The 11167-nt window shown below is 41.3% G+C and carries 9 protein-coding genes; 5 read left to right on the top strand and 4 right to left on the bottom strand.

Features of this window, described 5'->3' with window-relative positions; genetic code table 11:
* Window positions 1–248 precede the first annotated feature (248 nt).
* A complete protein-coding gene (rsmF, locus tag AB4238_RS11930) occupies window positions 249–1673 on the bottom strand; it encodes a 16S rRNA (cytosine(1407)-C(5))-methyltransferase RsmF (protein ID WP_372033643.1) in 1425 nt (474 codons plus the stop codon).
* A gap of 112 nt (window positions 1674–1785) precedes the next feature.
* Here rsmF and AB4238_RS11925 point away from each other — a divergent pair, with 112 nt between their 5' ends.
* On the top strand, window positions 1786–3012 hold the full coding sequence (locus tag AB4238_RS11925) for a nucleoside recognition domain-containing protein (protein ID WP_372033642.1): 1227 nt from the start codon (window positions 1786–1788) through the stop codon (window positions 3010–3012).
* Between the two features lie 209 nt (window positions 3013–3221).
* Here AB4238_RS11925 and AB4238_RS11920 read toward each other — a convergent pair whose 3' ends face one another.
* The 3 genes from AB4238_RS11920 to AB4238_RS11910 are packed head-to-tail and all read right to left on the bottom strand — an operon-like array spanning window position 3222 to window position 7087.
* Window positions 3222–5849: an MlaD family protein gene (locus AB4238_RS11920; RefSeq protein ID WP_372033641.1), complete on the bottom strand. Its 2628-nt coding sequence runs from the start codon at window positions 5847–5849 to the stop codon at window positions 3222–3224.
* Window positions 5827–6471 carry a paraquat-inducible protein A gene (locus tag AB4238_RS11915; protein WP_372033640.1) on the bottom strand — a complete coding sequence of 215 codons (645 nt, stop codon included), beginning with the start codon at window positions 6469–6471 and terminating at the stop codon, window positions 5827–5829. Before AB4238_RS11915 ends, AB4238_RS11920 begins: the two co-directional genes overlap by 23 nt.
* A complete protein-coding gene (locus tag AB4238_RS11910) occupies window positions 6461–7087 on the bottom strand; it encodes a paraquat-inducible protein A (protein WP_371995388.1) in 627 nt (208 codons plus the stop codon). Before AB4238_RS11910 ends, AB4238_RS11915 begins: the two co-directional genes overlap by 11 nt.
* 196 nt (window positions 7088–7283) lie before the next feature.
* On the opposite strand from AB4238_RS11910, the gene AB4238_RS11905 reads away from it, so the two are divergent.
* The 4 genes from AB4238_RS11905 (at window position 7284) to prc (ending at window position 11122) form a co-directional block, all read left to right on the top strand.
* Complete coding sequence (locus AB4238_RS11905) at window positions 7284–7565, top strand: YebG family protein (RefSeq protein WP_371995387.1); 282 nt, start codon at window positions 7284–7286, stop codon at window positions 7563–7565.
* A gap of 94 nt (window positions 7566–7659) precedes the next feature.
* On the top strand, window positions 7660–8118 hold the full coding sequence (locus AB4238_RS11900) for a GAF domain-containing protein (RefSeq protein ID WP_371995386.1): 459 nt from the start codon (window positions 7660–7662) through the stop codon (window positions 8116–8118).
* Window positions 8119–8404: 286 nt separating this feature from the next.
* Complete coding sequence (proQ, locus tag AB4238_RS11895; RefSeq protein WP_372033639.1) at window positions 8405–9043, top strand: RNA chaperone ProQ; 639 nt, start codon at window positions 8405–8407, stop codon at window positions 9041–9043.
* A 33-nt stretch (window positions 9044–9076) separates the two neighbouring features.
* Window positions 9077–11122, top strand: a complete 2046-nt coding sequence (prc, locus tag AB4238_RS11890) for a carboxy terminal-processing peptidase (RefSeq protein ID WP_372033638.1) — start codon at window positions 9077–9079, stop codon at window positions 11120–11122.
* Window positions 11123–11167 lie beyond the last annotated feature (45 nt).

Here is an 11167-nt window from a genome sequence, read left to right as displayed (position 1 = left end):
AATGCAATTGGTATTACTATGCACAAAAGAAGCAAAAGACAGGCAAAAAAAGACCCAAAACTATTCCAATTGTTCTGGGTCTAGGGGAATGGCTCTCAAGGAGCCGTGCGCTACTGGTGTTAACCGTTTAAGGTTAAAATCTGTTACTTACTCAATCTCTGAACAAACTAGTGTAATAGAGTGTAGTAGAGCATTGCCATTTAGGCATAATTTTTTTTAATTACTTCTTGTCTATATGTAACTAAAAATTACTGCTGACTGTAGCGCGTAATTTTATCTTTAACTAAGTCTCTGGGAAGATTGTTTTTTAGCTTATTGCCAAGATGTTTAACCACCCCTAAAGAAACTCCTGCATAGCTGACAATGGTTTCGCCTTGAGGCTTTACCTTTTCGCTTAAGCTAATATCTCTGCCCATTAAAAATACTTGTGCCTCATCATCGCTGAGCTCAATAGTGTTTGGGGACGTTAAGGCTAAAACAGCTTCATGTTTTACTTTAAAACCTTTTTTTAGCACATCGGCTAATTTCATTCCAATACGTTGAAAACGCATTTTACCGATGAGTTTATGGAAGGGTTGAGGGAAAAGCCACACTTCTGCATCTCGAACGTAGATGTCATTTTCATTTGGTAAAATGATATCGAACGATGTTTTTAGGTATTCGGCTATTTCAGACACTTTTTTCGCAGAAGCTTTTTCAAATGGGAAATTCTTTTGCTTTCTAGGTTCTGGCAATGCTCGCGCGATAGCTTTAACTTTTTTTATCTTTGCAACAAAGAAGCCTTCACTGTCGTATATTTGTGGCCAGACATGCAAAAAGCCCTCTTCGGTACAAGCCTTATCTGCGCCAGTAAATAGTGAACATAGGTTAATAAACTCAACAGCGCCTGGATAGCGCTGTTTTAAATAATCACAAACGTTTTGGTTCTCTTGTCGACTTAATGCGCACGTTGAATAAACCAGTTCACCGCCAGGCTTTAATGCTTGAAAAGCGGAGTCAATGAGCGCTTTTTGAGTATCAACAATTCCTTTTAAATCATTATTGTCCCAATTCTTTAAAGCGTCAGGATCTTTTCTTATCGTGCCTTCGCCGCTACAAGGAGCGTCGAGCAATATCGAGTCAAATATTTCAAACATATACTCGCCAAATACACGAGCATCAAAATGCGTTAGCGCGCAGTTTGCAACCCCCATGCGGGCGATATTTGCATGCAGTACTTTCACTCGGCTGGCAGAGTACTCATTTGCGACAAGTAAGCCTTTGTTACCCATTAAAGCAGCAATTTGTGTTGTTTTAGACCCCGGTGCTGACGCCATATCTAATACATACTGTTGAGCATCATTTCGCTTAGGTGAAAGAAGCGCCGTTGGTGGTAGCATTGAACTGGCTTCTTGAATGTAAAAAAGTCCTTGCAGATGCTCTATGGTATTACCGAGCTGGATCTCCTGTTCCAATTTAATCCAGTAGCCATTTTCACACCAAGGAATAGGATCAAAATGCCAACCTTTAGGCACCATTAAATTAATAAAATCATTGGTTGATATTTTAAGTGTGTTTACCCGTATAGAGGGTCGCAGAGGCTTACTGCTGTAGCAGATAAAATCGTCCATTGAGAGGTGTGCGGGCAGATCATGTTCGATGCTATTGATAAAATTTTGATTAAAATGAGCCATATGCCGAAGGTAATGCGATAAAGTAGTCTGATTATATACTGAAAAATAGATATAGTGAGAGCACTTGTATTGAAGAGTGTCGCGTCGCGCCCGATCAGGAGAGGAGCAGTGAGTGTTAAATAAGATATGGTTTAGTTTTTTTGCTGTTGCATTGTCTGCCATTTTTATACAGCTGCTAAGCGGTAACGTTGGCGTACTAAGCCAAAGTGTCGAAGCGATTTTTTCCAGTGCTAAATTAGCCGCAGAGATAGCGTTAGGCTTAATAGGGGTGCTGTGTTTGTGGATGGGGCTTATGCGAGTTGGCGAGAAGGCTGGGGTAGTTGCGTTTTTTTCCCGTGCTTTTGAACCGTTATTATCACGTTTGATGCCCGAGGTACCACGAGGGCATCCAGCCTATGGCAGCGTTACCATGAACCTAACCGCGAATATGTTAGGTTTAGACAATGCTGCTACTCCACTAGGCTTAAAGGCGATGCAAGATCTTCAGTCTTTAAACCCAGTTAAGCACACAGCGACCAATGCACAGATTTTGTTTTTGGTACTCAATACCTCCTCTATAACCTTAGTGCCGGTTACGGTATTTCTTTACCGTGCGCAGCAAGGGGCTGCAGCGCCTGCTGATATATTCTTACCTATCTTATTAGCCACATCCGCATCGACCTTAGCAGGTGTACTCGCTGTTGCTATTGTACAGCGTTTATCAATTTTAAATACGGTGGTTATCGCCTACGCAGCAGGGATTTTGGCAACGTTAACCGCGTTGATATTTTACTTATCAACCCTCACTGTTACGGCAATTGGAGAGGTGAGTACTGCTATGGGTAATGGCATTTTGCTGCTACTTATTTTTAGTTTTGTACTGGTTGCAGGTTTGCGTAAGGTGGCTGTGTATGATGAGTTTATTGAGGGAGCGAAAGAGGGATTTGCGCAATCGATTAAGCTTATCCCTTATCTGCTTGCTATGTTGCTAGCGATAGGGTTACTGCGAGCTTCAGGTGCGCTTGAATATTTATTAAATACAATTGCGGGGATAGTGGCGTTTGCTGGCGGCGATACGCGTTTCGTTGACGCTATGCCAACGGCAATCATGAAGCCATTTAGCGGCTCTGGCGCAAGAGCGATGATGCTTGAGACTATGCAGTACTACGGTGTTGACTCCTTTGCTGGCCGACTTGCCGCAATTTTGCAAGGCAGTACCGAAACGACGTTTTACGTGCTGGCGGTATATTTTGGTGCTGTTGGAATACGCAATGGACGCCATGCTCTGGCTTGCGGTTTATTCGCAGATCTTGCGGGTATTGTGGCTGCGATATTGGTTTGTTATCAGTTTTATGGTTAATACCAATCAGCATAAAGGTTTATTGCCCAACGAGAGTTAAGCAGAACATAGCAAATACCACTATTAGCCCATTGGTCTTAAATTCGCACGCCAGAAAACACTCTGAGTAGGTCAACTTATTATACTGATTGGTAGAACACGTTTCTTGATAAGAAAAAGGCGATAACTTAAGTAAGTTATCGCCTTTTGTGTATTAGCAGGTTGCAAGTTTAGTCGGTTGCTGATTGTTTTGGTGCCCACTCTAACCAGAGTGGATCGACAGCGGAGCTAAGTGAAAAGCGATGCTGCGGCTCAATCATATTATCAGCTGTCGTGACATCTTTCGTGGCAAGGCCAATTCCACCGGCAAGAATGGTTTCAAGGGAACCAGTTTCTATCTGAGCGCCAGAAAATAGACCCACATCGACTTTTACACCCGAAAGATCCCAAAGTACACTCGTGTTATTAACTAAGTGCTTATATTGGCTTTCTATGTGAGCCGTCATCTCGACTCCGGTACCGTCTTTAATCAATTGATAACTGTCAACCTGACCGACCTTTATGCCACGAAAGAAGATAGCCGTGCCTTTATTAATAGAGCCCAAATTGTTATTAGTGATAATTAAAGTGAGTGCGTTATCTATATTGTAAAATGGCTTATTAACCAAGCCAATAAAGCTATCTGCTGTTTGTGTGCTCACTCCGGGAACAACCGATATATAAGGACCTGTGAGTAGAGTCTCTGGGGCTTCAATTCCAGCCAGCGAAACCTGCGCATCAACAATTGAAAAGCTCGCATCTTGCTGGTTGAAGTTTGCGGCGTAATCCCCATAGAGATAAGCGGAAACATTCAACTCAGTCAGATCTTTACTCAGTAAAACTGACTCGACTTCACCTACTTTATGACCTAAATAGCGGATAGGGGCTTTCTTAGCTAATTTTACGCTGGCAGGGAAGGTCATAGTTATCGCCGTTGATTGGCTTAACGCAAGAAATTTTGAGTCATATAACTGATTCTCTCGCCCTTGTGCTGGTTGCTCAAGCAGTCCTAAAGTGATCCCACCTTTTAGTGCCCCTTGTAGCGGCGACATTTCAACCTCAATACCACTTAAACTAGCGTTGATTGCTAACGCGCTATTACGCCAAAAAACCGTTTTGTCGGTTAACAGCGATGCAAATGTTTTTTGGATACTGATATCAATTAGAAAGTCGTTACTCTTTCGCTGCCAATCTACTTTGTTAACCTGGCCAATCTGCATTTTTTTATAGTAAATCGGTGAGCCATCAACCACATCAGCGGCATCATTACTGAAAAGTTGTCGAGTTATTAGTTGCGAGTTCTTAAAGTAGTTATCTGCTTCGTTACTGCTGGCAAATACTTTTAGTACCGCACCGTTAGCTAACTGCTGGTTGCTAGATCCTTTAACCAAACTTAACGCACCATTGGTAAAAGTACTAAGATCGCGAGCCTTAACCGCAACACCGTCTAAGTTGGCTTCTACTGAAAGCACGGACTCGGCGATAAAATAACTACCCTTGGTGAGTAAAGAGCTAAAATCTGAATCAACTTCGATACTATACTCAACTCCAGTCAGTGCTTTATTTAACTCGCTAGACTGAACAGTGCCTATTTTTATTTGCTTGAAACGTAAATCCGCGCCGGCAGAAACGCCTGGATTGGTATCTGAGTTTAAAGTTAATGTAAGCTTGTTACTATTAAGTGGCTCTGGTTTAGTTGCTAATAAAGGGTATTGCTGTAGTGGGGCGCCTGAGCCTGGCATAAAGTTAATAACACTACCTGTGAGTAACCGCTCTGGATGATTGATACCGCTTAAAGAGATATCAGCACCCTCTAACCAAAATGATGAACTACCTGCTAATAACTCGGCATATTTACTGTCAATTTTGGCTGCTAAAGATATACCGTTATTAGTTAAGTTTTTATTGGTAACCCGACCTATATTAATCCCTCGAAATACAATGGCTGTATTGTTTGCAACTGATTCTGTGCCGTTAGCTATTAGGTTAAACTCGATACCACCGAAGGCTTGTTTCTCGCTATCATACAAAGCAAATTCATGTCGGTTTTCAGCTGCAATAGAGCCATCATTTGAACTAAAGCTAATACCTCCAGCGAGAATAGCTGCAAGACTTTCACTACGAACTTCTATACCGGCAAGGGAAGCGTCGATACTAATGCCTGACACATTCCAAAACTGCGAGTCGACTTTGACTAAGTTCGCATATTGCTGCTGAATAAACGCGGTCACTATAATCTTGTTGCTACTATCTAAACGGTAACCAACAACTTGTCCAACTGGGATCTGCCGATAGAAAATAGGTGAACCTACATCCAACGAGCCCAATTTCTCGGAAGTAATGTTAACAATGAGTCCTTCGTTACCCGGCGTTATAACCGGTGCGCTGATCTCCGCTTCAAAAAAAGAGGCTGACTCTCCCTCACCGGGTAAAATCCCGATGTAATTACCTGAAAATAATGTGTCTAAACCTTCAACGCCAGTAATCGAAGCCTTAGGTTTAACAAGCCAAAACTTGGTGGCTTTGTTTAGAAATGGTGAGGAGCGATAATCCATTAAAACATCAACATTAACGCCCTGAAGATCGTCATCGATACTGATATCAACGACTTTACCTACGGTAAGACCTTGATATTTTACTAAGGTCTTACCTATATCCATACCCGTGGCATTTGGAAAATGTATTCTGACCTCTACGCCAGACTCGCGGATGCTCTTAACTCCTAACCAAGCTCCTAGCGCCAATGCAATAATCGGTAGTAACCAAATAGGAGAGAAGAGTTTTTTCTTTACTACTTTAGGTGTTTGTACTTGAGTCATTTTTAGTTTCCAATCTGTCCCAGAGTAAGCGTGTATCAATCACTTTTGCTGCCAGTTGTGTTAGCAAGATAACTAAGGCGAATGCAGTGGCTGCAGGTGCTGGTTTTGCATCTAAAAGTTGTCCCATATTGACTACAGCAACGGTGAGTGAAATGACAAATAGATCTAACATCGACCATCTACCAATCCACTCGATAATATGAAAGCCCATCATTAGTTTTTTCTTAGATATGGGTAACTTAAAGCTAATTGCAGTCAAATATATGGTGAGTCCTACAATTTTAAGCACCGGCACCAAGATGCTCGCGGTAAATAGGATAATGGCAATAGGGATCATGTCTGTTTTTACCAGATGTGCAATCCCAGAAAAAATAGTGTCTTGAGTCACTTGGCCTTGATTTGTCAATGTGGTAATCGGGTAAAGATTAGCCGGGATAAGCAAAATTGCAGCTGTTATCAGTAAAGCCCAACTCTTTTGCAGGCTATCATAATCCCTTACTTTTAATTTAGCATCGCAGCGGCTGCAACAAGCGGAATTGGCACAAGTGACTTTGTTGCAAGTTGGGCAGCAAGTTAGGCCTACCTCCTTTCCTAATGTGGAAGCGGCTTTATTATCGTTCAAGGAAACTCCACATATGCTCTAAATCGTACTCTCTTAAAAGGAATAAATGCATTACAAACAGCATTGTAAAACAGAAAGTACCAAAACCGAAAGAAACGGTAGCAAAATCAGCAAGGTTAAACGCAGCAACTAAAAAGCTGATGACATAGATTTCGAGCATCGTTAACTGCGTCAGTAAGCCTTGTAACTTTAATGCCTGTTTTAAGACTGACCTTAATAAAGGCGATTGTAATCCGTATTTAATGATTAGGATCTGTACCAATATAGAAGTTAATAAGATTCCAGGTGCGATAACCGCTGCAGTCATAACCGCTATAGCGACAACCCAATATCCCTGTTGATAGACAGCAGCAGCGCCTTCAAACACAGTTGTTGTGCGCATGCTGCCCAAAAACTCAAGTTCAAGCACCGGAAAAAGGTTAGCGGGGAAAAAAAAGATAATTGCAGTGATGCATAACGCCAACATGCCATTTACTGAGCAATAAGGTGTGTCGTATAACTGAGTATGGCACCGCGGACATATAGCCCTTACGCCTGTTGGTAGGGCGCGCTTTCTTATGACCAAATCACATGACGGACATAAAGTAACACTATTGTCTAGCGTATCCGGTGGCATAGGAAATAAAGCCTCAAAAAAATCTTAATGGAATAAAACAAAGAAACTGCCTTGAACGTGAACTCTATTAATCGTATGCATTTGATTATTACAGAGTCCTTATCGCTATAAGCGTATCAGACTTTGAAGAAAACTTGCATAAGAACTTCAATATGTGAGACTCTTTACTGTATATAAAAACAGTGCGAGATTGATTATGGCCGTTGTAACCAAATTTGTCGTAGTTAGAGAAGGGGTTGAAAAGATGACTTTCACATCGAAAAAGGAGGCTGATGCCTACGATAAGATGCTTGATATCGCTGACAACTTGATTCCTTTTTTGACGAATCCTGAATTAGGGCTAGAAGATAATGACATTGAAAAGATTGGTTTTTTCTTAGCGCAGAATAAAGATGAACTACAATCCTTGCTAAAAGGTGGTAGTACTGCGAGTAAAGCTCCAACAAAGAAAGTATCGAAAAAGACTAATTTAGACTAAAAAAAACAGAACATCAGTCTTCTAAATTTGCTCCATCTTGATAAGATGCTGCAAATTTATTTAGATTTATCGATGATTTCGTTAGGGGATGTATATGACCGCGTCATTTTATGACACGTTGAACCGTCAAGTTATTGCTTTATTTAGCGGTGAAGATGATCAAATCGCCGCCTTAGCCAATTTTTCAGCACTATTGAATGATAATTTACCTGATCTTAATTGGGTTGGCTTTTACCTACTAAAGAACGAACAACTTGTACTCGGTCCTTTTCAAGGAAAAGTTGCTTGTACTCGGATACCGATTGGAAAAGGTGTTTGCGGTACAGCTGTTGAAAAAAACCAAACACAACGTATAGCGGATGTTCATCAATTTGTGGGTCATATAGCATGTGATTCAGCCAGTGTTTCTGAACTTGTGGTTCCTCTAAGACACAATGGTGATGTTATCGGAGTTCTGGATATTGATAGCCCATCGTTATCAAGATTTGATGAAATCGATCAACAAGGCGTAGAAACTTTGGTTAAAAGTCTCGAAAATTGCCTATTTGGTTAATCTACGACCAATTTTTGCTAATTGATGGTCGCAATCATCTCATGCATCCCTATAATAAGCGGTTTGAGCAATGAAATCTCAAATCGTGATTATTCGGTAAAGCGAATCAATAGCGTTTATGATAGGTTGTTGCTAAGGTAGGTTTGATTTTGCCGCTAAAAAACATAGGTTAATCATTATTAATTTGTTCTTTAGGTCATAATCAGACAAATATAAACGACACTTAAATCGATGAGAGATAGAAACTCTTTTGGTGGTGTCCCTTTTTTAAACTGTGGAAGTAAAGATGGAATCAACAGAAAAGTTGACCGATACCAACGCTATTCTTGCGTACTTATATGAAACATTTCCTTTATGCTTTATTGCTGAAGGTGAAACGAAGCCATTAAAAATCGGATTGTTTCAAGATTTAGCGGAAAGGTTAGCTGATGATTCTAAAGTCAGTAAGACTCAACTAAGAATCGCTTTAAGAAGATACACAAGCAGCTGGCGTTACCTTAAGTGCGTTAAAGCTGGTGCGCACCGTATCGATTTAGATGGTAATTCTTGTGGTGAGCTAGAACAAGAGCACGTTGATCATGCTCAAGCTACACTTAAAGAAAGTCAGGAAAAAGCGAAAGCCAAAAGAATAGCTAAGGCGGGTAAAACGTCAGCACCTTCAGCTAAAGCTAAGAAAGCCGTTAAAAACCCGGTTGCAAGAAGACCGAAAGCGGCACCAAGCGCAAAACCTGTCAAAGAAAAAGTAGCAGAAGTTGCTTTAACGCCTGCGGTATTGACTGAGTTGAAGAAAAATCAACGTGTAAATGTCAAACTTGGTAAGGCACCAGTTGCTGGTGTAATTTTGGATATCAAAAAAGAAGATGTTCAAGTTCAACTAGATTCTGGCTTAACAATTAAAGTTAAAGCTGAATACATAATGCTGTAATGGTTTAAAAGCATGTAAAGGAGTAACTTGTTGATGCGGAAAATGTCTCTGGCTGTATCTATCGCCAGTATTTTTGTAGGATTCTCGGCGTGGGCTGTTAGCCCTACTATTCAATTCAGCGAGTTACCTGCTTTAAAGCAGGAACCCCAGCATAAAGTGGCGAGTAAACGCGTCACGGGTTTGTTCACCCGTTCCCATTACCATCGTTTTGAAATGGACGATGCGTTTTCAAAGCAAGTGTTCGAACGTTATCTTAAGCAGTTAGATTATCGTAAGAATGTGTTATTGCAGTCTGATGTTGACGGCTTCATGGCATATTCAACTCAATTTGACGACATGTTGAAAAGTGGCGATCTGCAACAAGCATATTCGATGTTTGAAGTCATCCAAAAACGTCGCTATGAACGATTCGCCTATGCACTCTCTTTGCTTGACGAAGAGATGAAGTTTGATGTCGCCGGCGACGCCTATGAATTCGATCGGAAAGACGCAGCTTGGCCTAAAACGGAAGCTGAGTTAAACGAACTTTGGCGCCAACGAGTAAAGTACGATGCATTAAATCTAACTTTAACGGGTAAAAAGTGGGATGAGATTGTCACTATTTTATCGAAGCGTTACAACAATTCTATCAAACGCCTAAGTCAAACTCATAGTGAAGACGTGTTCCAAGGTGTTATGAACGCATTTGCGAGAACTGTTGAGCCTCATACCAGTTATTTATCGCCACGAAATGCAGAACGATTCCAGATGGAGATGAATCTAAGCCTTGAGGGCATAGGTGCAGTACTTCAAGTCGATGACGATTACACTGTGATTAAAAGCCTCGTTGCGGGTGGCCCTGCTGCCACCAGTGAGAAGCTATCTCCAGAAGACAAAATCGTCGGCGTTGGCCAAGAAGGCGAGAAAATCGTTGATGTTATTGGTTGGCGTTTAGATGATGTTGTCGAGTTAATTAAAGGGCCTAAAGGCAGTAAAGTAGTTTTAGAGATCTTGCCTAATAAAGGTGGTTCTAGCGCTAAGTCTTTTGAACTGACTATCGTTCGAGACAAAATACGTCTAGAAGACCGTGCTGCAACCTCTAAGGTTGTTGAGCCAACTGAAGGACCCTACGCTAATCGTAAAGTAGGCGTCATTCAAATTCCTGGTTTCTATATGAACCTTTCAAAGGATGTCTCTAAAGAGCTTGCAGAGCTTAAAGAAGCAAAAGTTGAAGGGATAATCATAGATTTACGTGGTAATGGTGGTGGAGCACTAACTGAAGCGACACTGCTTACAGGTTTGTTTATTGAACAAGGCCCTGTGGTGCAAATACGTGATGCGAATGGTCGAGTCTCACAAAATAGAGATAACGATGGCCGAGTCACTTATGATGGTCCGTTAACGGTTATGGTTGACCGCTATAGTGCTTCTGCATCAGAGATTTTTGCCGCAGCACTACAGGATTATGATCGAGCTTTGATTGTAGGTGAGTCGACATTTGGTAAAGGGACTGTGCAGCAGCATAAGAGCTTAGGTCGTATCTATGATATGTACGAGAAACCTATTGGCCATGTACAATACACTATCGCAAAATTCTACCGTATCAATGGTGGTAGCACCCAATTAAAAGGTGTGACACCGGATATCCCGTTCCCGAGTGCTCTTGAACCAGGAGAGTACGGCGAAGCCGAAGAGGAGAATGCTCTGCCTTGGGATAAAGTGCCTGTAGCTCAGTACGGTACGTTAACTGAAATTTATCCGCAGCTAATTCAAAACCTTGATAGTAAGCATCAGCAGCGGATTAAAACAGACGTTGAATTTGGCTATATCTTCCAAGATATCGAAGAGTTTAAGGCTAATCATGACAACAAAACGGTATCGTTAGTCGAAAGTGAACGTCTTGCTGAACGTGATGATAATGACAAGAAGCAACTCGATCGTGAAAATGAGAGACGAGTGCGTGAAGGTCTTGAGGTGGTAAAGTCATTAGATGATATCGAAGATGAAAACACAGATAAAACCGATGCATTCTTAGATGAAACAGCTTACATAACTCTCGATTTAGTTGATATTGAGAAACTGGCTAAGAATCAAAAATAGTCGTTGATACTGACATAAAAAACGCGCTTATAGCGCGTTTTTTTT

The organism is Shewanella sp. 10N.286.45.A1 (assembly GCF_041470405.1).
In the GTDB taxonomy this organism is placed as follows: Bacteria; Pseudomonadota; Gammaproteobacteria; order Enterobacterales; family Shewanellaceae; genus Shewanella.
This window is presented reverse-complemented; position numbering and strand designations above follow the sequence as displayed.

Coding starts and splice junctions, on each gene's coding strand:
- rsmF (WP_372033643.1), bottom strand. CDS start 1,673: ATGGCTCATTTTAATCAAAATTTTATCAATAGCATCGAACATGATCTG.
- AB4238_RS11920 (WP_372033641.1), bottom strand. CDS start 5,849: ATGACTCAAGTACAAACACCTAAAGTAGTAAAGAAAAAACTCTTCTCT.
- AB4238_RS11910 (WP_371995388.1), bottom strand. CDS start 7,087: ATGCCACCGGATACGCTAGACAATAGTGTTACTTTATGTCCGTCATGT.
- AB4238_RS11905 (WP_371995387.1), top strand. CDS start 7,284: ATGGCCGTTGTAACCAAATTTGTCGTAGTTAGAGAAGGGGTTGAAAAG.
- AB4238_RS11900 (WP_371995386.1), top strand. CDS start 7,660: ATGACCGCGTCATTTTATGACACGTTGAACCGTCAAGTTATTGCTTTA.
- proQ (WP_372033639.1), top strand. CDS start 8,405: ATGGAATCAACAGAAAAGTTGACCGATACCAACGCTATTCTTGCGTAC.
- prc (WP_372033638.1), top strand. CDS start 9,077: ATGCGGAAAATGTCTCTGGCTGTATCTATCGCCAGTATTTTTGTAGGA.